The following is a 24,281-nucleotide window of genomic DNA, read 5'->3' as shown; positions in this document are numbered from 1 at the left end:
TCAGCCCTTGAGCTGCTCGTATGCCGGCAGCGTCAGGAAGTCCGCGTAGTTCTCGTCGAGGGCGACCGTCAGCAGCAGGTCGTGGGCCTGCTGCCAGTGGCCTGCCGCGAAGGCCTCCTCGCCGATCTCCTTGCGGATGTTGTCGAGTTCCTCGGCGGCGACCTCGCGGGCCAGTTCCGGGGTCGCCCTCACCGTGTTCCCGGCATGCTCGAACTCGACGCCCGCGTTGATCCACTGCCAGATCTGCGAGCGGGAGATCTCGGCGGTGGCCGCGTCCTCCATGAGGTTGAAGATGGCGACCGCGCCGAGGCCGCGCAGCCAGGCCTCGATGTATCGGATGCCGACCTGCACGGCGTTGACGAGACCCTGATACGTCGGCCGGGCGTCCAGGGAGTCGATCGCGATCAGGTCGGCGGCCTCCACATGGACGTCCTCGCGCAGTCGTTCCTTCTGGTTCGGACGGTCGCCGAGGACCTTGTCGAAGGACTCCATGGCGATCGGGACCAGGTCGGGGTGGGCGACCCAGGAGCCGTCGAAGCCGTCGCCGGCCTCGCGGTCCTTGTCCGCGCGGACCTTCTCGAAGGCGACCTTGTTGACCTCCGCGTCCCGCCGGGACGGGATGAACGCCGCCATGCCGCCGATGGCGTGCGCGCCGCGCTTGTGGCAGGTGCGGACGAGGAGTTCGGTGTACGCGCGCATGAACGGGGCCGTCATCGTCACCGCGTTGCGGTCCGGGAGGACGAACTTGGCTCCGCCGTCACGGAAGTTCTTGACGATGGAGAACAGGTAGTCCCAGCGGCCGGCGTTCAACCCCGAGGCGTGGTCGCGGAGTTCGTAGAGGATCTCCTCCATCTCGTACGCGGCCGTGATCGTCTCGATGAGCACGGTGGCGCGGACGGTGCCCTGCGGGATGCCGACGTAGTCCTGCGCGAAGACGAACACGTCGTTCCACAGGCGTGCTTCGAGGTGCGACTCCGTCTTCGGGAGGTAGAAGTACGGGCCCTTGCCGAGGTCGAGCAGGCGCTGGGCGTTGTGGAAGAAGTACAGGCCGAAGTCGACGAAGGCGCCGGGGACCTGGTTGCCGTCGGCGTCGACGAGGTGGCGCTCGCCCAGGTGCCAGCCGCGCGGGCGCATGACGACCGTCGCCAGCTCCTCGTCCGGGCGCAGGGCGTACGACTTGCCGGACCTCTCGTCGGTGAAGTCGATGGTGCGGGTGTACGCGTCGGCCAGGTTGATCTGGCCGAGGACGACGTTCTCCCAGGTCGGCGCGGAGGCGTCCTCGAAGTCGGCGAGCCAGATCCGCGCGCCCGAGTTGAGCGCGTTGATGGTCATCTTGCGGTCGGTGGGGCCGGTGATCTCGACCCGGCGGTCGTCCAGGGCCGCGGGGGAGGGGGCCACCCGCCAGGAGTCGTCCGCGCGGATCGCGGCGGTCTCGGGGAGGAAGTCGAGGGTGGACGTGCGGGCGATCTCGGCGCGGCGCTCCGTACGCCGGGCGAGGAGCTCGTCACGGCGTGGCGTGAACCGCCGGTGCAGCTCCGCCACGAAGGCGAGCGCCGCCTCGGTGAGGACCTCCTCCTGCCGCGGCAGGGGCTCGGCGTCGACGATGGCCAGCGGGGACGGCGCTGGTGCGGACATGAGCGGTCACTTCCTTCAGCGGTGGCACCGGGTGCCAGTCGAACCGGGTACGGCTAGCGGGGCCCCGGACGGGCCGGGTCCTTCTGGAAAGTGGATAATAGTTTCCTTATCGTGGAAGTTCAATGGTTTGTTGATGTCGAGATTCTTCGGGTCGAGGCATGGTGGCGCTCAGTGCCGGGCCCCTCACTCGAGGTGGGCGAGATCCTGGGGCGTGTCGATGTCGAACGGCCGGGCCACGTCCCCGCACTCGACGAGCGTGATCGCCTCCTCGTGTTCCCTCAGATAGGCGCGTGCCCCACGGTCGCCGGTCGCAGTCGCGGCGATGCCCGCCCAGTGGGCCGCGCCGAACAGGACGGGGTGGCCGCGTACGCCGTCGTAGGCGGCGGAGACGAGCGAGGAGTCGTCCTCGTACGCGGCGCGTACCCGGGCGACCGCCCGAGGCCCGATGCCGGGCTGGTCGACGAGCGAGACGAGCGCCGCCCGTGCCCCCGTCCCGGCGAGCGAGTCGAGCCCGGCCCGCAGTGACGTGCCCATGCCCTGCTCCCACTCGGGGTTCTCCACCAGCACGCACCCCTCCAGCCGCGCCCGCTCCCGTACGGCGTCGGCGGCGGCCCCGAGGACCACATGCACGCGCGCGCAGCCCGCCGCACGCAGCACTCCCACCGCGTGTTCGACCAGCGGCCGTCCCCGGTGTTCGAGCAGCGCCTTGGGCCGTCCGCCGAGCCGCCGGCCCCCGCCCGCGGCCAGCAGCAGACCGACCACCTGCTCGCGGGCCCGGTCCTCGTTTCGCGTCATGCGTCCTGCATACCTGACGCGGTGTCGACCACACGGTTTCCGGGGGCTGAATTTCCGTCCGCGCAGTGGCGCACCCGGCACCGGGTGGCGTTTACTGACCCGCGCGTCCTTCGGCGCCCGACCGGCGTCACGGTGGGCGCGGGGGTGGGAAGACGCGAGAGTGTGCCAGGGGGGAGAGCTGTGTTGCGGAGCTTGGGGCAAAGAGCAGTGACCGGCAGCGACGAGGATCCGAGGGTGGCGGAACTGCGGATCGCGGTGTCCCGGCTGCGCCGTGAACTCGCCGCGCACCCGGCCGAGTTCCCCGACCGGGTCATCGCCGAGGATGAACTCGCCGCACTCGCCGCGATGGCGACCCACGGCATCCCGGAAATCCCCCGGTTACGCCGTTCCCTGCTCCTCGTCGCGGGCGCGATCGGCTCGGTGAGCGCGCTGGCCCGCGGCCTGTCGGACGTACGCGACGCCGTGGAGCTGTTCGGGCAGACGCCGCGCCGCTGAGCCGTGGCCCCTGCTTCCGGGCCGGGGTCTCGGGCGCCGGCCGGTGAGGCTCCCCGGGTGCCTGCGCGCGGCCGGGGCGCGTCTGCGGCATGATCCGCCGGACAGGCCCTAGCCGGCTAGGTGGCCGGTCCCGAGTTCGTCAGGGCCTCCGACAGTTCCGCCGCCACCTGCTGCAGCACCGGCACGATCCGCTCGGTGGCCGGCTCCGTGACGCGGCCCGCCGGGCCGGAGATGGAGATGGCCGCGGCGGTGGGGGAGTCCGGCACGGACACCGCCAGACAGCGGACGCCGATCTCCTGCTCGTTGTCGTCGACCGCGTAACCGGCCCGGCGCACCTCCGCCAGGGCGGCCAGGAAGCCATCCGGGGTGGTGATCGTCTTCTCCGTGGCGGCGGGCATGCCGGTGCGGGCGAGCAGGGCGCGCACCTCGGCGTCCGGGAAGCCGGCCAGCAGCGCCTTGCCGACGCCCGTGGAGTGCGGCAGGACCCGACGGCCGACCTCGGTGAACATCCGCATCGAGTGCTTGGACGGCACCTGCGCCACGTACACGATCTCGTCGCCGTCGAGCAGCGCCATGTTCGCCGTCTCGCCGGTCTCCTCGACCAGGCGGGCCAGGTAGGGGCGGGCCCAGGTGCCCAGCAGCCGGGAGGCGGACTCGCCGAGGCGGATCAGCCGCGGGCCCAGCGCGTAGCGGCGGTTGGTCTGCTGACGGACGTATCCGCAGGCCACCAGGGTGCGCATCAGGCGGTGGATGGTCGGCAGGGGCAGTCCGCTGCTCGCGGAGAGCTCGCTCAGGCCCACCTCGCCGCCCGCGTCCGCCATCCGTTCCAGCAGATCGAAGGCGCGCTCGAGGGACTGGACCCCTCCGCCGGCGGACTTGGCGGAGTCGGTGGTGCTGGCGCTCGACGTCGGCACGGCGCGTTCCTTTCGAAACAGGCGGGAAGGGCTGAAGCCTACCCGGCAGTCGGTTGACTCCTCGCTGGTGCGTAGCTACGTTCTGCTTGACGGAATACTAATTCCGCCTTGCGGAAACGCCCAGAGTGGCGGCAGCGGGTGCACTGTGGAGAAGTGTGCCCTTGACGGGGTGAGGGCGGGAGTGAAGACTCCTTCAACAGAACGTTGAATTCCGTTACATGGAAGTTTCCGGAATGCCTCCGGAAGTTTCTCCGGGGTAACCGGAAGAGAAACCGGTTCCGAGGACGGAAGACAACGGCGGAGAACGCGAACAGAGAGGGGTCCGGGTGTCCGACGCTGAACTGGTGCTGCGCTCGACACGCGTCATCACTCCCCAAGGGACACGGCCCGCCGCGGTCGCCGTCGCGGCCGGCGAGATCACCGCCGTCCTGCCGTACGACGCCCCCGTCCCCGAGGGCGCCCGACTGGAGGACTTCGGGGACGACGTCCTGCTGCCCGGCCTGGTCGACACGCACGTGCACGTCAACGACCCCGGCCGCACCCACTGGGAGGGCTTCTGGACCGCCACGCGCGCGGCGGCGGCCGGCGGCATCACCACCCTCGTCGACATGCCCCTCAACTCCCTCCCGCCGACCACCACCGTGGAGCACCTCCGCGTCAAGCGGGAGGTCGCGGCCGACAAGGCGCACATCGACGTCGGATTCTGGGGCGGCGCCCTGCCCGACAACCTCAAGGACCTGCGCCCGCTGCACGACCGTGGCGTCTTCGGCTTCAAGGCCTTCCTCTCCCCGTCGGGCGTGGACGAGTTCCCCCACCTCGACCAGGACGCGCTCGCCCGGTCGCTCGCCGAGATCGCCGCCTTCGACGGCCTGCTGATCGTGCACGCCGAGGACCCGCACCACCTGGACGCCGCCCCGCAGCAGGGCGGCCCCAAGTACGCCGACTTCCTCGCCAGCCGCCCGCGCGACGCCGAGGACACGGCCATCGCGCACCTCGTCGCGCAGGCCAGGCGCCTGCACGCGCGCGTGCACGTCCTGCACCTGTCCTCCTCCGACGCGCTGCCGCTGATCGCCGCCGCGAAGGCCGACGGCGCCCGCATCACGGTCGAGACCTGCCCGCACTACCTGACCCTCACCGCCGAGGAAGTCCCCGACGGCGCCAGCGAGTTCAAGTGCTGCCCGCCGATCCGCGAGTCCGCCAACCGGGACCTGCTGTGGCAGGCCCTCGCGGACGGCGTCATCGACTGCGTCGTCACCGACCACTCCCCGTCCACGGCCGACCTGAAGACCGACGACTTCGCGACCGCGTGGGGCGGCATCTCGGGCCTGCAGCTCAGCCTGGCGGCGGTCTGGACCGAGGCCCGCAGGCGCGGCCACGGCCTGGAGGACGTCGTCCGGTGGATGTCCGCGCGCACCGCCGCCCTCGTGGGCCTGACCCGCAAGGGCGCCATCGAGGTGGGCCGCGACGCCGACTTCGCCGTCCTCGCCCCCGACGAGACCTTCACCGTCGACCCGGCGAACCTCCAGCACCGCAACCGCGTCACGGCGTACGCCGGCCGGACCCTGTACGGCGTCGTCAGGTCGACCTGGCTGCGCGGCGAACGCATCGTCGAAGACGGCGAGTTCACCGAACCGAAGGGCCGGCTGCTCACCCGCACCCCCTGAGCCGAAGGCGCACCCGCCCCGCACCCCCGACGCCACCCGCACCCGCATCCGCACCGGCCGACTCCCGAAAGGCAGACCTGATCACCGTGACGGCGATAGAGAGCTTCACCGGCGACGCGAACCCCTACGGCGGCGGCGACCCGTACGCGGACTACCGCACCGCCGACTTCCCCTTCACCCACCACGCCGACCTCGCCGACCGCCGGCTCGGCGCCTCGGTGATCGCCGCCAACGACGAGTTCTTCGCCCAGCGCGAGAACCTGCTGATCCCCGAGCCCGCCGAGTTCGACCCGGAGCGCTTCGGACACAAGGGCAAGATCATGGACGGCTGGGAGACCCGCCGCCGCCGCGGCGCCTCGGCCGAGCACCCCTGGCCGACCGCCGAGGACCACGACTGGGCGCTGGTCCGCCTCGGCGCGCCCGGCGTGATCCGCGGCATCGTCGTCGACACGGCCCACTTCCGCGGCAACTACCCGCAGGCGGTGTCGATCGAGGGCGCCTCGGTGCCGGGCTCTCCGTCCCCCCAAGAACTCCTCGGCGACGACGTGAAGTGGACGACGTTGGTGCCGCGCACCCCGGTCGGCGGCCACGCGGCGAACGGTTTCGCCGTGTCGGTGGAGCAGCGCTTCACGCATCTGCGGGTCAACCAGCACCCCGACGGGGGCATCGCCCGCCTGCGCGTGTACGGCGAGGTGGTCCCGGACCCCGCGTGGCTGGCGGTGCTCGGCGCCTTCGACGTCGTCGCCCTGGAGAACGGCGGCCGGGCCGAGGACGCCTCGAACCTCTTCTACTCCCCGGCCTCCAACACCATCCAGCCGGGCCGCTCCCGCAAGATGGACGACGGCTGGGAGACCCGCCGCCGACGCGACCGGGGCAACGACTGGATCCGCTACCGCCTGGCCGCCCAGGCGCAGATCCGTGCCCTGGAGATCGACACCGCGTACCTGAAGGGCAACAGCGCGGGCTGGGCGACGGTGTCGGTCAAGGACGGCGAGGACGGCGCGTGGACGGAGATCCTCCCGCGCACCCGCCTCCAGCCCGACACCAACCACCGCTTCGTCCTGCCGGCGCCGGCCGTCGGCACGCACGCGCGCGTGGACATCTATCCCGACGGCGGCATCTCCCGCCTGCGCCTGTTCGGCTCGCTCACGGAGGAGGGCGCGGCGGCCCTGACGGCCCGCCACCAGGAACTGGGCGGCTGAGCCGGCCTCCGCTACGGTGAACACCCCGTCGGGGAACGGGGTGTTCACGGGGAGGCACGATGGCGGCCCTGCTCTACTACCCGTTGGTGAAGCCACCGGCTCTGCACCGGGTCCGGGAGGCCCTGGCCTGACGGTCAGGCACTCCGGCACTCCCGCACCCCCGCACTCACGCCGCGTGCCCGCCGTCCACGGCGAACTCGGCGCCCGTGACGTAGGCGGCCCCCGCCAGGTGCGCGACCGTCGCCGCCACCTCCTGCGCCGTCCCGAAGCGGCCCAGCGCGGTCATCGTCGCCTGACCGGCCGCGTACGGGCCGTCCGCCGGGTTCATGTCGGTGTCGATCGGGCCGGGGTGGACGAGGTTCGCGGTGATCCCGCGCGGGCCCAGCTCCCTGGCCAGCGCCTTGGTCAGGCCCACCAGGGCCGACTTGCTCATCGCGTACAGCGTGCCGCCGGGGCCGGGCACCCGCTGGGTCATGCAGGTGCCGATCGTGATGATCCGCCCGCCGGCCGGCATCCGCCCGGCCGCCGTCTGGGAGGCCAGGAACACCCCGCGCACGTTCACGGCCAGCACCCGGTCCACGTCCGGGAGGGCGAGCTCCGCCAGCGGACCGAGGACGCCGACGCCCGCGTTGTTCACCAGCACGTCGAGGCCGCCCAGCGCCTCCACCGCACGGTCCACCGCCCCGGCCGCCTCCGCAGGGTCCGCCGAGTCCGCGCGCAGCGCCACAGCCCGCCGTCCCAGCGCCTGAACCGCCGCTACGACGTCCGCGGCGGCCTCCTTACCGTTCACGTACGTCACCGCCACGTCCGCGCCTTCCTGGGCGAGCCGCAGGGCCGTCGCCGCCCCGATGCCGCGGCTGCCGCCGGTCACCAGGGCCACCTTGCCGTCGAGAGTTCCGTAGGCCGTTGTCATGGGTCCATCCCAGCGGCCCGCGCCCCGCCGTGCTGGCGGCGAACGGACACCGAGGTCGAGGAGCCGACGGAGCCGGTGGCCGAAAGCGGGCAGGCCGGAACTCTTTCCTCCGCCCCCGGCGTTCTCCCCTCGTGACCCTTCAGCAAGAGATCGTCGGCAACGCCATGCAGATGGCGGTCGTCAGCCTGCACCCCGGCCAGACCGTGTACTGCGAGGCCGGAAAGTTCCTGTTCAAGACCACGAACGTGACCATGGAGACCCGCCTGGGCGGTCCGTCCGGCGGTGGCGGCGGCCAGCAGCCCCAGAGCGGCGGCGGTGGCATGGGCGGCATGCTCCGCCAGGCCATGGGCACGGCCATGCAGGTCGGCCAGCGTGCCCTCGCGGGTGAGTCGCTGGCGTTCCAGTACTTCACCGCGCAGGGCGGCGAGGGCACGGTCGGCTTCGCGGGCGTGCTCCCCGGCGAGATGCGGGCGCTGGAGCTGGACGGCACGCGCGCGTGGTTCGCCGAGAAGGACGCCTTCGTGGCCGCCGAGTCCACCGTCGACTTCGGCATCGCCTTCCAGGGCGGCCGCACCGGCATGAAGGGTGGCGAAGGCTTCATCCTCGAGAAGTTCACCGGCCGCGGCACGGTGATCATCGCGGGCGCCGGCAACTTCATCGACCTCGACCCGGCCGACTTCGGCGGCCGTATCGAGGTGGACACGGGCTGCGTGGTCGCCTTCGAGGAGGGCATCCGGTACGGCGTCCAGCGCGTCGGCGGGCTCAACCGGCAGGGGATCATGAACGCCGTGTTCGGCGGCGAGGGCCTGTCCCTGGCCACCCTGGAGGGCAGCGGCCGGGTCATCCTGCAGTCCCTCACCATCGAGAGCCTCGCCAACGCCCTGAAGAAGGCCCAGGGCGGCGACAAGCAGGGCCCGACGGGCGGACTGTTCTCGACGAACGCGGGCTGAACCGATGAGTTGCGGGCCGCGGTGGGGTCTGAGGTGATGACAGCAGACCTCACTGAAGAAAGCAGGCACGCGTCATGGGCAAGCTGGTCTCCACCATCTTCGTCACCCTCGACGGCGTCTACCAGGCCCCCGGCGGCCGTGACGAGGACACCCGCGGCGGCTTCGAGCACGGCGGCTGGAGCTTCCCGTACGGGGACGAGGACTTCGGCCGGTTCGTCTCCGGGGTCTTCGACGACGTCGGCGCGTTCCTCCTCGGCCGGCGTACCTACGAGATCTTCGCCGGGTTCTGGCCGAAGGTCACCGACCCGGGCGACCCGGTCGCGGGCAAGCTGAACGCACTGCCGAAGTACGTGGCCTCCACGACCCTCACCGACCCCGCCTGGGCGGGCACCACCGTGATCCGCGGCGACGCCCTCGCCCAGGAGGTCACCGCCCTCAAGGAGCGCACCGACGGTGAGCTCCAGATCCACGGCAGCGGCGCCCTGGTCCGGTCGCTGCTCGCGCTGGACCTCGTGGACACCGTTCACCTGCTGACGTTCCCAGTCGTGCTCGGTTCCGGCCTGCGGCTGTTCGCCGAGGGGGCCCTGCCCACCGCGTTCCGGCACACCGGCGGCCTGATCACCGCGGCGGGCGTCTCCATCCAGACGTACGACCTCCAGGGCCGTCCGACCTACGGCTCGTACGAACTCCCGGACAACGGCTAGCCGCAGGTTAACTTCCCGAAAACTCATCGGACTTGCCGGGAAAATCCTCGAAGTTGTCATTGACATGCCACTGTCTACGCGCGTCATCATGAGGGCATGAGATTCCCCCCACGCATCACCCGCATAGGCGCCTCGGCCGCCGTCCTGTCCGCCCTCCTGGTCGGCGGCACCGTCTCCGCCACCACGGCCAACGCCGCGGTCGGCAGCGTCTGCTACAGCAGGCTGCCGTCCCAGGCGTACGACACGCTCGAGCTGATCGAGCAGGGCGGGCCGTTCCCGTACTCGCAGGACGGCTCGGTCTTCCAGAACCGGGAGGGCGTGCTGCCCTCGCAGTCGACCGGCTACTACCACGAGTACACGGTGAAGACCCCCGGGTCGTCGACGCGCGGAGCGCGCCGCATCGTGACCGGGAAGAAGACCGACGAGGACTACTACACCGCGGACCACTACGCCACGTTCAACCTGATCAACTACGGCTGCTGAGCCGTCGGGCGATCAAGGGCTGACCGTCGAGGAACGGTGCGACCGGCCGGAGGTCCGACTCCCCCCCACTCAGTCGGACCCCCGGCTCTCCGCCGCCGCGAACAGGGCGAACGCCAGGACGATGAGCGCGGCGCCGGCGTAGACCTCGTAGCCGTCCAGAAAACCGATCCGCTGCACGAGGCCCACCCGCCAGTCGCTGAACTCGTGCACCAGGCCCAGCACGCCCTGCACCAGGGCGAGAAAACCGATCACTTCCAGCAGTTCCTTCATGTCCGGGACCCTCGCCCCCGAACACCCACGCAGGCCATCGGCCGTGGGGTGGGACCCGTCCGACGGAAGGCCCCGGTCCGGCGGTCCGGCGGCGCCGAAAGTAGCCGGCGGCACGACTTCGGTCGACGGTCGTCTCCCTTCGGTAGCGGATCCCGTCCGCGCGGAGGTGGCACGGCCCTGCGCTGCGTAGATTTGTCGGCCATGAGGGCATACGACGACACGGATGCCGCGGACGACGCGGCACGGGCGGCGCCCGGGTTCACCGGACGCCGATGGCTGCTGCCGTCCGCCCTGGTCTCGGCGCTCGACCCGGACGCGACGCGGCCCGGCCGACCGCACCGGCGCACCGCACGCGACTGGGTCGTCGACTTATGCTGCTTCCTGCTGGCCGTCGCCGTCGGCCTGACGGTCGCGGACTCCTTCCCCGGCGAACGCGACCTCTCGCCCGCCTTCGCCCTCACCGACCAGCTCCTGGGCGCCCTCGCCTGCGCGGCGGTCTGGCTGCGCCGCCGGTGGCCCCTCGGCCTGGCCGCCCTGCTGGTCCCCCTCGGCTTCCTGTCGACCACCTCGTCCGGCGCCTGCGTCGTCGCCCTCTTCTCGCTCGCCGTGCACCGGCCGCTGCGGTACGTGGCCTGGGTGGGCGGCGCCGAGCTCGCCCTGATCCCGGTGCTCGCCTGGGCGCGCCCGGACCCCACCCTTGCCTATGGGCCCGCGGTGGTGTGGAGTGTGCTGATCATCGTCACGGCCATCGGCTGGGGCATGTTCGTACGCTCCAAGCGGCAACTGATGCTCAGCCTGCGCGAGCGTGCCCGACGCGCCGAGACGGAGGCCCGGCTGCGCGCCGAGCAGGCGCAGCGGCTGGCCCGCGAGGCCATCGCGCGGGAGATGCACGATGTGCTGGCCCACCGGCTCACCCTGCTCAGCGTGCACGCCGGCGCGCTGGAGTTCCGTCCCGACGCGCCCCGCGAGGAGATCGCGCGGGCGGCCGGTGTCATCCGCGAGAGCGCCCACGACGCCCTCCAGGATCTGCGGGAGATCATCGGTGTGCTGCGGGCCGGCGAACCCGACGACGCCGGCCGGCCCCAGCCGACGCTGGCCGCCCTGGACACGCTGGTCGCCGAGTCCCGCGAGGCCGGCATGAAGGTCACCCTCGACCAGCGCGTCACCGACGCCGCGGCCGTCCCCTCCTCCGTCGGCCGCACCGCCTACCGCATCGCCCAGGAGTGCCTCACCAACGCCCGCAAACACGCCCCCGGCGCGGAGAGCGCGGTCACCGTCACCGGCGGCCCCGGTGAGGGCCTGGCCGTCACTGTGCGCAACCCGGCCCCCGAGGGCGTCGTACCGCCCGTCCCCGGCTCCGGCCAGGGCCTCATCGGCCTCACCGAACGGGCGACGCTGGCCGGGGGCCGTCTGGAACACGGGGCCCGGGGAGACGGCGGCTTCGAGGTACGGGCGTGGCTGCCGTGGCCGGCGGCGGCGCCCTAGGTGTTCTGTCCGGGGAGGCTGTGGACGGGTGAGCCAGGTCTCGGCTGCTGGACGCACCATTCCCCGCTCACCTGCGTCGATCAGGCGCCGCTGCTTTCCTGCGACCCGATCCGCCGGACAGGCCCTGACGGTGAACTCGGCGACTGGCAGGCCCGTAACCGTGATTACGTAAGGGCCATGACTGCGATCAAACTCCTCCTCGTCGACGACGATCCCCTGGTGCGGGCCGGTCTGGCCTTCATGATGGGCGGCGCCGACGACATCGAGATCGTCGGTGAGGCCGCCGACGGCGGCGAGGTCGAGGAGCTCGTGGACCGTACCCGGCCCGACGTCGTCCTGATGGACATCCGGATGCCGGCGATGGACGGGCTCACCGCCACGGAGCGGCTGCGCAGGCGGGCGCACGCCCCGCAGGTCGTGGTGCTCACCACCTTCCACGCCGACGAGCAGGTGCTGCGGGCACTGCGCGCGGGGGCCGCCGGGTTCGTCCTCAAGGACACCCCGCCCGCCGAGATCCTCGACGCGGTGCGCCGGGTCGCGGCCGGTGACCCGGTCCTGTCGCCCACGGTCACCCGGCAGTTGATGGACCACGCGGCCGGCACGGCGGCCGACACCCGACGCGCCCACGCGCGCGGGCGCCTCGCCGCGCTCGGCGAACGCGAACGCGAGGTGGCCGTCGCCGTCGGCCGCGGACTGTCCAACGCGGACATCGCCGCCGGACTCTTCATGAGCGTCGCCACCGTCAAGGCCCACGTCTCCCGGATCCTCGCCAAACTCGACCTCAACAACCGGGTGCAGATCGCCCTGTTGGCGTACGACGCCGGGCTCCTGGAGGAGCGGACGGAAGACGCCCCGGGAGCTCAGGACGCGGCTCAGGACGGGCACTAGGCGTCGCTCCCGTCCGTTGGGGGAGTGACGGAGGGGGAGTGGCATGGCCGAGGTGATCGATCTGGGGGAGTTCGGCGACGGGCTCCTGAGGGACCCGCACACGGTGTACGCGCGACTGCGTGAGCGTGGCCCGGTGCACCGGGTGCGGCCGCCCGGCGCCGGCGAGGACTACACGACCTGGCTCGTCGTGGGGTACGAGGAGGCGCGGGCGGCGCTCGCCGACCCGAGGCTGTCCAAGGACAGCAGCCGGCTGGGGGGTTTCGACGATCAGCTCATCGGCCCGTATCTGCTGACCGCCGACCCGCCGCGGCACACGCGCCTGCGCGCGCTGGTCGCCCGCGCCTTCACCATGCGCCGCGTGGAGGAACTGCGGCCGAGGGTCCAGCAGATCACCGACGAGCTGCTCGACGCGATGCTGTCGCACGGCCGCGCCGACCTCGTGGAGTCACTGGCCTTCCCGCTGCCCATCACGGTCATCTGCGAGCTGCTCGGCGTTCCCGAACTGGACCGCACGGAGTTCCGCAAGCTGTCCACCCAGGTGGTGGCGCCCACCGACGCGGACAGCGAGTACGACGCGCTGGTCCGGCTCGCCGAGTACCTCACCGAGTTGATCGAGGACAAGCGGTGCGCCGGGCCCGGCGGCGACCTGCTGAGCGACCTGATCCGCACCACCGCGCAGGACGGCGACCGGCTCTCGCCCGGCGAGCTGCGCGGCATGGCGTTCATCCTCCTCATCGCGGGCCACGAGACGACCGTCAACCTGATCACCAACGCCGTCCACGCCCTGCTCACCCACCCGGACCAACTCGCCGCCCTGCGCGCCGACATGCCCCTCCTGGACGGCGCGGTCGAGGAGGCCCTGCGCTACGAGGGGCCGGTGGAGAACGCCACCTTCCGCTACGCGGCGCAGCCGTTGGAGATCGGCGCGACACCCATCGCGCGGGGGGAGCACGTGATGATCGGCCTCACCGCGGCCGACCGGGACGGGGCCCGCTTCCCGGACCCCGACCGCTTCGACATCCGCCGCGAGTCCCGGGGCCACCTCGCCTTCGGCCACGGCATCCACTACTGCCTGGGCGCCCCGCTGGCCCGCCTCGAAGCCCGCACGGCGATAGGGACACTGCTGGACCGCGCCCCCGCCCTCACCCTCGACGGCCCGCCCGGCGACTGGCTCCCGGGCCTGCTGATACGCGGGGTGCGCAGCCTGCCGGTGCGCTGGTAGAACACCGGGATCCAGACGTTCTCAGGGGGCATGCGTGCTGCGCACCGCGGAGATCACCGCCGAGCTGACCGGACCGCTCAAGGGCGACGACTTCCACAATCTGCACTGGAGTTCCCGGCTCGAGTTCAGTGTGGACTGCTTCATCTGCGAGCGGACCGGCCGCACCACGGTCTACGAGCGCGGCGCCGAACGGGCGCTGTGCTCGGGCAGCCGCAGCGGCTTGAGGAGCCACTACACCGCGGGCCGGATCGCCGCGTACGACACGACCTCCGGGGCCGAGCGGCTCGCGCTGCGGGCCCTGGTGGACTTCTGGTGGGCCCCGTTCGAGGACGCCAGGGACAGCAGACGGGGCCTGGCGCCCACCAGCCATCCCTGGGTGCGGCTGAACCTCGGGTACTACTGCCCGAAGACCAAGGAGTCGGGCACGGACAGCATCCAGACCAACGTGGTGCGGCCGTACGACCTGAGATGCGCCCACTGCGAGTCCCTCATGGCGACGGACGCCGCGGCCCCCGCGATACGCCTGCTCAGCTGAACGCGGACTCGATCCCGCCCGGGATCTCGGCGAGGGCGACCGGTCTGCGGTCCCGCCTGGACAGCTCGCAGGCCTCGGCGATCCTGAGCGCCTGCAGGGCCTCGCGGCCGTCGCACGGGTTCGCCCGCCGCCCGAGCACCACCTCTACGAACGCGGCCAGCTCGGCCCCGTAGGCGGGCTCGAAGCGCTCCAGGAACCCCGTCCACGGCTTGTCCGCGGCAGGCGGGCCGGTGGGCTCGGTGGACGCGATAGGCGTGCGGTCGTCCAGGCCCACGACGATCTGGTCGAGCTCCCCGGCCAGCTCCATACGGACGTCGTAGCCCGCGCCGTTCAGCCGCGTCGCCGTCGCCGTGGCGAGCGTGCCGTCGTCGAGGGTGAGCACCACGGCGGCCGTGTCGACGTCCCCCGCCTCGCGGAACATCGCGGGCCCGGCGTCGGACCCGGCCGCGTACACGTCCCGCACCTCGTGCCCGGTGACCCAGCGCAGGCAGTCGAAGTCGTGGATGAGCGCGTCCCGGTAGATCCCGCCGGACACCGGCAGCCACGCGGCCGGCGGCGCCGACTCGTCGGACGTCAGCGCCCGTACGGTGTGCAGCCGTCCGAGCCGCCCCGACCGCACCGCCTCCCGGGCGCCCGTGTACCCCGCGTCGAAGCGCCGCTGGAAGCCCATCTGAAGGATCGTTCCGGCGGCCTCGACCTCGGCGATCGCCTGTAACGTGCCCGCCAGGTCCAGGGCGATCGGCTTCTCGCAGAAGACCGGAAGCCCCGAGCGTGCTGCCCGACCGATCAGTTCGGCGTGGGCCGAGGTCGCCGTCGTGATCACCACGGCGTCCACGCCCCAGCGGAATATCTCGTCCACCCCAGGGGCGGCCGTCTCTCCCAGCCGATGCGCGAGCTCCTGGGCCCGCGCATGGTCCGCGTCCGTCAGGATCAGGGATCCGACCTCGCGGTGACGGCTGAGTGTGTTCGCATGAATGGTGCCTATGCGGCCCGTCCCGATGACCCCGATGCGCATGAAACCAAAGTGGCGGCGCGGGCCGCACGCTGTCAATGCGTATGTCCGGACAACCGAACTACACAACTTCCCGTCAACCGGCGGCGGAGCTACGCTCGGCCCGTGCCGAAACCAGAGGTGGACCCGACCGTGCAGCTCGAACTCCGTGTGGACCGAAGCTCTCCGGTGCCGTTGTACTTCCAGCTGGCCCAGCAGTTGGAGGCCGCGATCGAACACGGCTCGCTGACCCCCGGCAGCCTGCTGGGCAACGAGATCGAGCTCGCCGGACGGCTCGGCCTGTCCCGGCCGACCGTCCGCCAGGCGATCCAGTCGCTCGTCGACAAGGGCCTGCTGGTCCGCCGCCGGGGCGTGGGCACCCAGGTCGTGCACAGCCAGGTCAAGCGCCCGCTGGAGCTCAGCAGCCTCTACGACGACCTGGAGGCGGCCGGGCAGCGCCCCGCGACGACGGTCCTGGTCAACACCGTGGTCCCGGCGTCGGCGGAAGTCGCGGCCGCGCTCGCGGTGGCCGAGGGCAGTGACGTCCACCGGGTGGAGCGGCTGCGGCTGGCGCACGGCGAGCCGATGGCGTACCTGTGCAACCACCTGCCCTCCGGCCTGCTCGATCTGAACACCGACCAACTCCAGGCCACCGGCCTGTACCGCCTGATGCGGGCCGCCGGGATCACCCTGCACAGCGCCCGTCAGTCCATCGGCGCCCGCGCCGCGACCGCCGACGAGGCCGAGCGGCTCGCCGAGGACGAGGGCGCCCCCCTGCTGACCATGCAGCGCACGACCTTCGACGACACCGGCCGGGCGGTGGAGTTCGGCGACCACATCTACCGGCCGACCCGCTACTCCTTCGAGTTCCAGCTGCTCGTACGGCCCTGAGAGCGGGCGAGACAGGCCCGAATGCGTCGCAATGTCCGGACAATGTGACCGGATATCCGGACAGGGTGAGGGCGGCCGACGAGGCGGCCGACGGGCGGAAACGAGCTCGACGATCCCGGGCACGAGCGGTAACGCCACCCCCTCAGGGCGCGGGCCGGCGGCGGTGTGCGGTTGCGCCGCACGGGCACTGCCCCACTCGGCACCCGACGTGCGGGTGAGGCAGAATCGGCGACGATGAGCACCTACGGCAACTTCAGCGCCCCCATCGGCTCCCGCCGCGCCCCCGCACTTCGCACCGTGGGTACGAGGGAGCGCCGCTCGCACCTCACCGCACCCCGTGTGCCGACCGTCGGCATCGACATCGGCGGCACCAAGGTGATGGCGGGCGTCGTCGACGCCGACGGCAACATCCTGGAGAAGGTCCGCACGGAGACGCCCGACAAGTCCAAGAGCCCGAAGGTCGTGGAGGACACGATCGTCGAGCTGGTCCTGGACCTGTCCGACCGCCACGACGTGCATGCGGTCGGCGTCGGCGCGGCCGGGTGGGTCGACGCGGACCGCAACCGCGTCCTGTTCGCGCCCCACCTGTCCTGGCGCAACGAGCCGCTCAGGGACCGCCTCTCCGGCCGTCTGGCGGTTCCCGTCCTGGTGGACAACGACGCCAACACCGCCGCCTGGGCGGAGTGGCGGTTCGGCGCGGGCCGCGGCGAGGACCACCTCGTCATGATCACGCTCGGCACCGGCATCGGCGGCGCGATCCTGGAGGACGGCCAGGTCAAACGCGGCAAGTACGGTGTCGCCGGCGAGTTCGGCCATATGCAGGTCGTGCCCGGCGGGCATCGCTGCCCGTGCGGCAACCGCGGCTGCTGGGAGCAGTACAGCTCCGGCAACGCCCTGGTCAGGGAGGCGCGCGAACTGGCCGCCGCCGACTCCCCGGTGGCCTACGGGATCATCGAGCACGTCAAGGGCAACATCGGCGACATCACCGGCCCGATGATCACCGAGCTGGCCCGCGAGGGCGACGCCATGTGCATCGAGCTGCTGCAGGACATCGGCCAGTGGCTCGGCGTCGGCATCGCCAACCTGGCCGCCGCCCTCGACCCGTCCTGCTTCGTGATCGGCGGCGGCGTCTCGGCCGCCGACGACCTGCTGATCGCCCCCGCGCGGGACGCGTTCAAGCGCCAGCTCACCGGCCGCGGCTACCGCCCCGAGGCCCGGATCGTCCGCGCCCAGCTCGGCCCCGAGGCCGGCATGGTCGGCGCCGCCGATCTGGCCCGACTGGTCGCCCGCCGCTTCCGGCGCGCCAAGCGCCGCCGGGTGGAGCGCTTCGAGCGCTTCGAGCGGTTCACGGAGGCGGCCCGCCGCACCCAGGACACGGCATGACCGCCATGACCTCCGCACTGCCCCGTACCCAGGACACGGCATGACCGCCGCGTCACCCCGCACCACCCGGGACACCGCATGACAGCATCGCTGCCCCGCCAGGCCGCGCCCCCCGACGAGCCGTCCAGCCCACCGGAGGACCGTCGGCATGTGATCCGCCGCAGGGCGCTCACCCTGCTGATCATCGTCCTGCTCATCGGCGTCCCGGCCGGTTACCTGGTGATCTCCGCCAACCAGAGCCGCGATAGCGGCAAGGACAAGGAGGCGAAGTACTCGGCGACCGGCCTGACCGCGGACTGGCCGTCGGTGGTCCAGCGCCGCCTGTACCAGGTGCCGATCCCGCATCCCTCCAACCAGGTCGCCTACTACGAGACGAACAACTGGAAGACCAGCCGGCTCTACGTGCAGTTCCAGACCACGCAGGCCGGTCTCGACCAGTTCCTCGCGGACATCGGCGTCAGCAGGGCCGCCCTGAAGAAGGGCGACATCGCCATCAGCGACCGTGACCAGGAGATCACCGGCTGGAAGCTCACCGGCCCCGGCTCCCGTCCCGGCGACGACTTCGGCATCGTCCGCGAGCGGGAGAACCCCGATCCGACGCTGGACGTGGTGGTGAACACCGGCAACGCGCTCTATCCCTTCGTCTACGTCGTCTCGCGCACGGTGCCCTGACCGGACCGGACTTGACGGGCCCTGACCGGGCCGGACCTGATGGGCCGGCCGGCCGCCGGGGCCGATTGTCAGACCCCGCCCGTAGAGTCGAAGACGACTGATCCGACACACGGGCGGGAGGTGGACACAAGGTATGAGCGCCATGGCCGGCGAGGCGGCTTCGGCGGAGTCCGGCGCCGTCTCCGTGCGGCTCGCCGCCGTCTTCCTGCCCGCATCCCTCCCGCGCGAGGGCCGCGTCGCCTTCTGGGACCCGTCACAGGGCCCGCCGACAATCGCGGCGGACGCGGACCATGCGGAACTCACGGAGCTCACCGTCGTCCGGCGGCACGGTTCCTCCATCCGCCGCGCCCAGGCCCCTGCCCTGTCCCTGCCGCTCGACAAGGCGCTTCCGCTGCTCGTGCGCGCCCGCCGCGACCCCGCCGCCCATCCGGCCACCGCCTGCTGGGGCGCCGCCGCCCTGCACGCGTTGCGGCTCACCGCCCGCGGCCGCCTGCTGCCCGGCCTGACGCCCGCCGGACACGACGCCTGGCGCGCCGGCCCCCTGGACCCCGAGGACATCGCACACCTGCGCGCGGTCGCCGCCGCGCTCCCGCCCGAGGGCCACGCGGTGCCGCTCCCCGGCCCCGGCCCGCTCCGGCTGCCGAAGCCGGAGGCCCTGATGCGCTCCTTCCTGGACGCCGTCGCGGACACCCTGCCCCGCACCCCTGCCGCGCCGCACGCCTGCGGGAAGCCCTTCGCGGACCGCCGCCCCCAGCGGCTGCCCGGCGCACACGACTGGGCCGCCGAGGTCGCGGCAGGCATGGACGCGGGCGTGCGGATCTCGCTCCGCCTCGACCTGTCCGCATACGACATGTTCGACGTGTCCGACGACGGCGAGCGGGTGCGCAGCGCGGGCGCCGCGATCGTCCAGGTGCACAGCCTCGCCGACCCGACCCTGGTGACGGACGCGGCGACCCTGTGGGCGGGCGGGGCCGACGCCGCCTTCGGGGCACGCGCACGCGTGGACGCGGCCCTCGCCGTGCGGCGCGCGGCCCGCGTGTGGCCGCCGCTCGCCCGGCTCGCCGAACAGGACGCGCCGGACGTCCTGGCCCTCTCCGAGGACGAACTGGGCGACCTGCTCGGCGTGGCGGCCACCCGGCTCGCGGCGACCGGGGTCGCCGTGCACTGGCCGAGGGACCTGGCGCAGGACCTCAGCGCGGCCGCCGTGGTCCGGCCCGCGCCGGGCTCCGCGACGGACGGCACCGGCTTCTTCGAGGGCGAGGAACTGCTCCAGTTCCGCTGGCAGCTCGCGCTCGGCGGCGACCCGCTCAGCGAGACCGAGATGGACGCGCTGGCGGAGGCCCACCGCCCGGTGGTCCGCCTCCGCGACCAGTGGGTGCTGGTCGATCCCGCGCTCGTCCGCAAGGCCCGCAAACGGGAACTGGGCCTGCTGGACCCGGTCGACGCCCTGTCCGTCGCCCTCACCGGCACCGCGGAGGTCGACGGCGAGACCGTGGAGGCGGTTCCCGCCGGCGCCCTGGCCGCCCTGCGCGACCGCCTCACCGCCGGGGTGCACCCCGCGCAGCCGCCCGACGGCCTGCACGCCACCCTCCGCGACTACCAGCTGCGCGGCCTGGCCTGGCTCGACCTCATGACCTCCCTCGGCCTCGGCGGCTGCCTCGCCGACGACATGGGCCTCGGCAAGACGATCACCGTCATCGCCCTGCACCTGAAGCGGGCCCGCACCGAGCCGACCCTCGTGGTCTGCCCGGCCTCCCTCCTGGGCAACTGGCAGCGCGAGATCACCCGGTTCGCGCCCGCCGTCCCCGTCCGCCGCTTCCACGGCCCCGACCGCAGCCTGACGGACCTGACCGGCGGCTTCGTCCTCACCACTTACGGCACGATGCGCGCGGCGGCCGCGACCCTGGCTGGGCAGCCCTGGGGCATGGTCGTCGCGGACGAGGCCCAGCACGTGAAGAACCCCTTCTCGGCGACGGCGAAGGCCCTTCGCACGATCCCGACGCCCGCGCGCGTGGCCCTGACCGGCACCCCCGTCGAGAACAACCTCTCCGAGCTGTGGGCCCTGCTCGACTGGACGACACCGGGACTCCTCGGCCCCCTGAAGTCCTTCCGCGCCCGGCACGCGCGCGCCGTGGAGAACGGCGAGGACGAGCTCGCGGTGGAGCGCCTCGCCCGCCTGGTGCGCCCCTTCCTCCTGCGCCGCAAGAAGTCCGACCCCGGGATCGTGCCCGAATTGCCGCCCAAGACGGAGACCGACCACCCGGTCCCGCTCACCCGGGAACAGGCCGCACTGTACGAGGCGGTGGTGCGGGAGTCCCTGCTGGCCATCGAGACGGCGGACGGCATCGCCCGGCGCGGCCTGGTGCTGAAGCTCCTGGGCGCGCTGAAGCAGATCTGCGACCACCCCGCCCTGTACCTCAAGGAGGAGAGCGCCTCGGTCGGCGACGCGCTGGCCGCCCGTTCCGGCAAGCTCGCTCTCCTGGACGAGCTGCTCGACACCTTGCTCGCCGAGGACGGCTCGGCCCTCGTCTTCACGCAGTACGTCGGCATGGCCCGCCTGATCGCCGCCCACCTCACCGCCCGCGCGGTCCCGGTCGACCTGCTGCACGGCGGCACCCCGGTACCCGAGCGGGAGCGGATGGTGGACCGCTTCCAGAGCGGTGCGACCCCGGTCCTGGTCCTCTCCCTGAAGGCCGCCGGCACCGGCCTCAACCTCACGCGCGCGGGTCATGTCGTCCACTTCGACCGCTGGTGGAACCCGGCGGTGGAGGAACAGGCCACCGACCGCGCCTACCGCATCGGGCAGACCCAGCCGGTCCAGGTCCACCGCCTCATCACCGAGGGCACGGTCGAGGACCGCATCGCCGAGATGCTCCAGGCCAAGCGCGCCCTGGCCGACGCGATCCTCGGCTCCGGCGAGTCGGCCCTCACGGAACTGACGGACCGCGAGCTGACCGACCTGGTCAGGCTGCGGAGGGAGGCGTGATGGGGGAGTCGCACGAGCGGAAGAGGCCGGACGCGGTCCCGTCCGAGGGCGAGGTGGAAACCGGAGCCGCGGTGGAGGCCGGAGGCGAGGTGGCGTCCGACGCCGTCACCGGCGCGGCGCACCAGGAGCAGGGCAGCAGGCCGGCCGACGAGGCCCGCCGCGCGCTGCGGGCGGCCCGGGAACGGCGGCAGGAACAGTCGGCGCAGGAATCGTCGCAGCGGCTCGCAGGCCCTGCCCCCCGGCCGGGCGACGCGGCCCGCGCGGCCCTGCGACGGCCGCCGGACGCCACCCCCGCACCGACTGCTTCCACGTCGGCCACCGCTCCCGCGGAGGGCGTTCCGGCAGCAGCCGACGCCATCCCCGCAGCGGCCTTCGCTCCACCCGCGGACGCCGGACCGGCGGCCGACAAGCCGCACCCCCGGCAGGGGACGACCGGCGCGCGCCCCGCCGACATCGCCCGTGAGGCCCTGCGGGCGGCACGCGCGCAGGCGCGGCAGGATGCGGCCGAAGCGGGGGAGCAGGCAGGACGGGAGACCGCACCCGGCAGCCGACACCCGCAACCGCACCCCCGCCCTCGCCCTCGCGCGGACGCCCGCGCGTCCGAAGCCCGGCGCCCCGGCCGCACGCGTGACCCTGTCGCCGAAGAACGTGCGCGTGCGGTAAGGGAGTTGCTCTCGGACGCCTTCCGAATGCCACCGGAGGACCCGGCCGACCTCGATCCCGCCCCCGACCTCGATCCCGATCGCGATCCCGACCTGGATCCCGGTCGCGAGCCTCGCTCCGAGCCTGGACCGCGTCCCGAGCCGGATCCGTGTCCCGAGCAGCACCCGGATGCCGGGCGGCACCCGGATGCCGAGCAGGATCCGGATCCCGAGCCACACCCGGATCGCGAGCCCGAACCCGCCCGACACGACGCACCGACCCCGCCCACCGAGGGAAGTTCGCCGTTCTCGGTGACCGCCGAACCACCCCGCACTCCCACCACCCCACTCACCCCCACTACCCCACTCACCCCCACCACCCCACTCACCCCCACTACCCCACTCACCCCCACTACCCCACTCACCCCCACCACGCCCCGCTCGATGGCCGCCCCCTCCCGGGACGGCGATCACCGTCGCACCTTCCCCGCCTTTCCGCCTCGCACCGGTGGATCCTTCGCCGAGACGTGGTGGGGCAACGCCTGGGTGACCGCGCTCGAAGAAGGCGCCCTGGACCCGGGGCGCCTGGCCCGCGGCCGCGGTTACGCCGAGCAGGGAAACGTGGACGCGATCACGGTCACCCCTGGGCTCGTCCTGGCGTATGTGCAGGGCAGCCGCCCCCGCCCCTACCGTGTCCAGGTGCGCCTGCGCACGTTGGGGGACGAGGACTGGGAGCGGTTCCTGGACGCCGCCGTCGAGCGTCCCGGACACATCGCCGCGCTGCTCGACAAGGAGCTGCCCGAGTCCCTCGCCGACTGCGGGGTGCCGCTGCTGCCCGGTCCCGGCGATCTCGACCCGCACTGCAGCTGCCCCGACCGCGGTCACCCCTGCAAGCACGCGGCCGCCCTCTGCTACCAGACCGCGCGGCTGCTCGACGCCGACCCGTTCGTGCTGCTCCTGCTGCGCGGTCGCGGCGAACGCGACGTACTCGACGCGCTGTCCCGCCGTAACGCCGCGCGGGCGGCCCGTGCCGCACAGGAACAGGAACCGGAGCCCCTGCCGGGCGTACGGGCCGCCGAAGCGCTCGCCGAACGCCGGCTCCCGCCTCTTCCGGCCCCGTTGCCCGTGCCTCCGCATCCCGAGCAGCCCCCGGCGTACCCGTCCGCGCCGAACGGCCCCGACTCCTTCGCGCTGGATCACCTGGCGACCGACGCGGCCGCCCGCGCCCACGCCCTGCTGATGACCGGTCAGGACGAGATCGGTGAACTGACCCTCTGGCAGGACGCCGTACGCCTCGCCGCGTCCCGCCCGGGCTCCGGGCTCACCGCGACCACGCGTGCCCTCTACGCCTCGCTCGCCTCCGCTGCCGGCCGTACCCCGTCCGAGCTGGCGCGCGCGGTGGCGGCCTGGCGGCAGGGCGGGCCGGACGGGCTCACCGTCCTGGAGGAGTCCTGGGATCCGCCGGCCGGTCGCTTCGACCGGGCCCGCCCTCTCCTCCTGGCCGCCGACCTCCCCGCCTTCCGCCCCCGCCGCAACCACCTCACCCACCCCCGCGGTCACGTCCAGCTCCGCTTCGGCCGCGACGGCCTGTGGTACGCGTACGAGTCGGAACCGGGCGACGACGACTGGTGGCCGCGTGGCACCCCCGACCCGGACCCGGTGGGCGCCCTCACCGGCCTGGGCGGCTCGGAGGACCTTTGACGAACAGGACTCCAGGCATGCGGCAGGTACGACGGCCGGAAGCCGGTTGCCGATGACTGTTCAGCCGCAGTGCCTGCCGGAGTTGATGCACTTGACGGCTTGGTTCATGAGCCAGGGGTTGTGAACTGCCGGCTGGAGTGCGCACGGGTGTGTTCTGGCGCGCATGAGTGAGTCTTGCTGCCGCGGCAGGCTCGGCGGCTCTGGAGGGGAACAGGAGTTTCTTGGTCGAATGGGTGACCTTTTACGATGGGGGCCCAGCACTGGCAGAAACCCCTCACCACCACGACCAGGAAGACCACCCGCCACGACGCGGCCGCCGTGGCGATCGGAAGACGCGCCCTGGGACACCCGATCCGGATGGGGGTACCTCCCAGGCCTTTAAGGCACTGGGGGAGGACGACACCGCCCCCACAACACCGGAGCGATGCTGTGGGGCATCGGAGCGTCCAGGCCCGACCGGAGGCCCCGGGGCGTGAGGCGCTGCCCAACAGCGGCCTCCGGCCGCGGGCCGCACCCGCATCCCCGGACCACGGACACGATCCATGCGCGCCGGACGCGGAGCGAACGCGGCAGACCAGGACGCCCAACACCGTTCGGGGCGCCCGGCTGAGCACGAGCCCCGGCAACAGGACTCACTCCCACTCAGTCTCCAGGAACGGTTCATGACCTCGATGAAGTCGTCGTGGTCGGTGATCGCCCCATGCCCCTGCCCCCGGCAGCCGGCAGGCAGCAGGCAGCGCGCACGACAAGCTGCTGGACCTCTGGGAACCCACCATGTGCCGGTGCGTCGTAACGGGACAGTGCGCGACTTCCGCGAGACGCTGCCGCTGGCATCACCCCTCGCCCTGGGCCCCTCGCCCT

21 protein-coding genes are annotated in these 24,281 nt (G+C 72.7%); 15 read left to right on the top strand and 6 right to left on the bottom strand.

From position 1 onward, the window contains the following. On the bottom strand, nucleotides 1-1,635 hold the full coding sequence (gene aceB, locus ACIBTS_RS07890; protein ID WP_399317431.1) for a malate synthase A: 1,635 nt from the start codon (nucleotides 1,633-1,635) through the stop codon (nucleotides 1-3). Between the two features lie 183 nt (nucleotides 1,636-1,818). Next, nucleotides 1,819-2,430: an NTP transferase domain-containing protein gene (locus tag ACIBTS_RS07885; RefSeq protein WP_399317430.1), complete on the bottom strand. Its 612-nt coding sequence runs from the start codon at nucleotides 2,428-2,430 to the stop codon at nucleotides 1,819-1,821. A 207-nt stretch (nucleotides 2,431-2,637) separates the two neighbouring features. On the opposite strand from ACIBTS_RS07885, the gene ACIBTS_RS07880 reads away from it, so the two are divergent. Next, on the top strand, nucleotides 2,638-2,925 hold the full coding sequence (locus ACIBTS_RS07880; RefSeq protein WP_399317428.1) for a DUF5955 family protein: 288 nt from the start codon (nucleotides 2,638-2,640) through the stop codon (nucleotides 2,923-2,925). 116 nt (nucleotides 2,926-3,041) lie between these two features. On the opposite strand, the gene ACIBTS_RS07875 is transcribed toward ACIBTS_RS07880, so the two are convergent. Next, entirely contained in the window at nucleotides 3,042-3,839 is a 798-nt protein-coding gene (locus tag ACIBTS_RS07875) for an IclR family transcriptional regulator (protein WP_399317426.1), read from the bottom strand. A 326-nt stretch (nucleotides 3,840-4,165) separates the two neighbouring features. Between ACIBTS_RS07875 and allB the strand changes: the two genes are divergently transcribed. Both allB and alc read left to right on the top strand, forming a co-directional pair. Further along, nucleotides 4,166-5,503: an allantoinase AllB gene (allB, locus tag ACIBTS_RS07870; RefSeq protein WP_399317424.1), complete on the top strand. Its 1,338-nt coding sequence runs from the start codon at nucleotides 4,166-4,168 to the stop codon at nucleotides 5,501-5,503. A gap of 86 nt (nucleotides 5,504-5,589) precedes the next feature. Further along, on the top strand, nucleotides 5,590-6,705 hold the full coding sequence (gene alc / locus ACIBTS_RS07865; RefSeq protein ID WP_399317422.1) for an allantoicase: 1,116 nt from the start codon (nucleotides 5,590-5,592) through the stop codon (nucleotides 6,703-6,705). 166 nt (nucleotides 6,706-6,871) lie between these two features. On the opposite strand, the gene ACIBTS_RS07860 is transcribed toward alc, so the two are convergent. After that, nucleotides 6,872-7,618: an SDR family oxidoreductase gene (locus ACIBTS_RS07860; protein WP_399317420.1), complete on the bottom strand. Its 747-nt coding sequence runs from the start codon at nucleotides 7,616-7,618 to the stop codon at nucleotides 6,872-6,874. A gap of 131 nt (nucleotides 7,619-7,749) precedes the next feature. Here ACIBTS_RS07860 and ACIBTS_RS07855 point away from each other — a divergent pair, with 131 nt between their 5' ends. The 3 genes from ACIBTS_RS07855 (at nucleotide 7,750) to ACIBTS_RS07845 (ending at nucleotide 9,755) form a co-directional block, all read left to right on the top strand. Continuing rightward, nucleotides 7,750-8,568 (top strand): AIM24 family protein, encoded by an 819-nt coding sequence (locus tag ACIBTS_RS07855; protein ID WP_399317419.1) that lies wholly within the window; start codon nucleotides 7,750-7,752, stop codon nucleotides 8,566-8,568. Nucleotides 8,569-8,642: 74 nt separating this feature from the next. After that, nucleotides 8,643-9,272, top strand: a complete 630-nt coding sequence (locus tag ACIBTS_RS07850) for a dihydrofolate reductase family protein (RefSeq protein WP_399317417.1) — start codon at nucleotides 8,643-8,645, stop codon at nucleotides 9,270-9,272. Nucleotides 9,273-9,368: 96 nt separating this feature from the next. Continuing rightward, complete coding sequence (locus ACIBTS_RS07845) at nucleotides 9,369-9,755, top strand: ribonuclease domain-containing protein (RefSeq protein ID WP_079658695.1); 387 nt, start codon at nucleotides 9,369-9,371, stop codon at nucleotides 9,753-9,755. Nucleotides 9,756-9,824: 69 nt separating this feature from the next. Here the strand turns inward: ACIBTS_RS07845 and ACIBTS_RS07840 are convergent, their stop codons facing one another. Then, nucleotides 9,825-10,025 (bottom strand): hypothetical protein, encoded by a 201-nt coding sequence (locus ACIBTS_RS07840; RefSeq protein WP_399317414.1) that lies wholly within the window; start codon nucleotides 10,023-10,025, stop codon nucleotides 9,825-9,827. Between the two features lie 201 nt (nucleotides 10,026-10,226). Here ACIBTS_RS07840 and ACIBTS_RS07835 point away from each other — a divergent pair, with 201 nt between their 5' ends. The 4 genes from ACIBTS_RS07835 to ACIBTS_RS07820 all read left to right on the top strand — a co-directional run bounded on the left by ACIBTS_RS07835 (nucleotide 10,227) and on the right by ACIBTS_RS07820 (nucleotide 14,155). Beyond that, complete coding sequence (locus tag ACIBTS_RS07835) at nucleotides 10,227-11,510, top strand: histidine kinase (protein WP_399317412.1); 1,284 nt, start codon at nucleotides 10,227-10,229, stop codon at nucleotides 11,508-11,510. A 177-nt stretch (nucleotides 11,511-11,687) separates the two neighbouring features. Continuing rightward, nucleotides 11,688-12,398 (top strand): response regulator, encoded by a 711-nt coding sequence (locus tag ACIBTS_RS07830; RefSeq protein ID WP_399317410.1) that lies wholly within the window; start codon nucleotides 11,688-11,690, stop codon nucleotides 12,396-12,398. A gap of 43 nt (nucleotides 12,399-12,441) precedes the next feature. After that, nucleotides 12,442-13,620, top strand: a complete 1,179-nt coding sequence (locus ACIBTS_RS07825) for a cytochrome P450 (RefSeq protein WP_399317408.1) — start codon at nucleotides 12,442-12,444, stop codon at nucleotides 13,618-13,620. A 34-nt stretch (nucleotides 13,621-13,654) separates the two neighbouring features. Next, nucleotides 13,655-14,155, top strand: a complete 501-nt coding sequence (locus ACIBTS_RS07820; protein ID WP_399317406.1) for a hypothetical protein — start codon at nucleotides 13,655-13,657, stop codon at nucleotides 14,153-14,155. Here the strand turns inward: ACIBTS_RS07820 and ACIBTS_RS07815 are convergent. Beyond that, complete coding sequence (locus ACIBTS_RS07815) at nucleotides 14,148-15,170, bottom strand: Gfo/Idh/MocA family oxidoreductase (RefSeq protein ID WP_399317404.1); 1,023 nt, start codon at nucleotides 15,168-15,170, stop codon at nucleotides 14,148-14,150. The genes ACIBTS_RS07820 and ACIBTS_RS07815 overlap by 8 nt on opposite strands. 129 nt (nucleotides 15,171-15,299) lie before the next feature. Between ACIBTS_RS07815 and ACIBTS_RS07810 the strand changes: the two genes are divergently transcribed. From ACIBTS_RS07810 to ACIBTS_RS07790, 5 genes are all read left to right on the top strand, one after another. After that, nucleotides 15,300-16,037: a GntR family transcriptional regulator gene (locus ACIBTS_RS07810; RefSeq protein WP_319344894.1), complete on the top strand. Its 738-nt coding sequence runs from the start codon at nucleotides 15,300-15,302 to the stop codon at nucleotides 16,035-16,037. A 234-nt stretch (nucleotides 16,038-16,271) separates the two neighbouring features. Next, nucleotides 16,272-17,420 (top strand): ROK family glucokinase, encoded by a 1,149-nt coding sequence (locus ACIBTS_RS07805; protein ID WP_319675593.1) that lies wholly within the window; start codon nucleotides 16,272-16,274, stop codon nucleotides 17,418-17,420. Between the two features lie 78 nt (nucleotides 17,421-17,498). Then, complete coding sequence (locus ACIBTS_RS07800) at nucleotides 17,499-18,092, top strand: sugar kinase (protein ID WP_319675594.1); 594 nt, start codon at nucleotides 17,499-17,501, stop codon at nucleotides 18,090-18,092. A gap of 142 nt (nucleotides 18,093-18,234) precedes the next feature. Next, entirely contained in the window at nucleotides 18,235-21,078 is a 2,844-nt protein-coding gene (locus tag ACIBTS_RS07795; protein WP_399317969.1) for an SNF2-related protein, read from the top strand. Continuing rightward, a complete protein-coding gene (locus tag ACIBTS_RS07790; RefSeq protein ID WP_399317401.1) occupies nucleotides 21,078-23,420 on the top strand; it encodes an SWIM zinc finger family protein in 2,343 nt (780 codons plus the stop codon). The genes ACIBTS_RS07795 and ACIBTS_RS07790 overlap by 1 nt, the downstream gene beginning before the upstream one ends. The last annotated feature ends 861 nt before the right edge of the window (nucleotides 23,421-24,281 follow it).

The organism is Streptomyces sp. NPDC050121, from assembly GCF_044460385.1.
In the GTDB taxonomy this organism is placed as follows: Bacteria; Actinomycetota; Actinomycetes; order Streptomycetales; family Streptomycetaceae; genus Streptomyces; species Streptomyces soliscabiei.
Note: the sequence above shows the minus strand (reverse complement) of the source record. Positions and strands in the feature narration are given on the sequence as shown.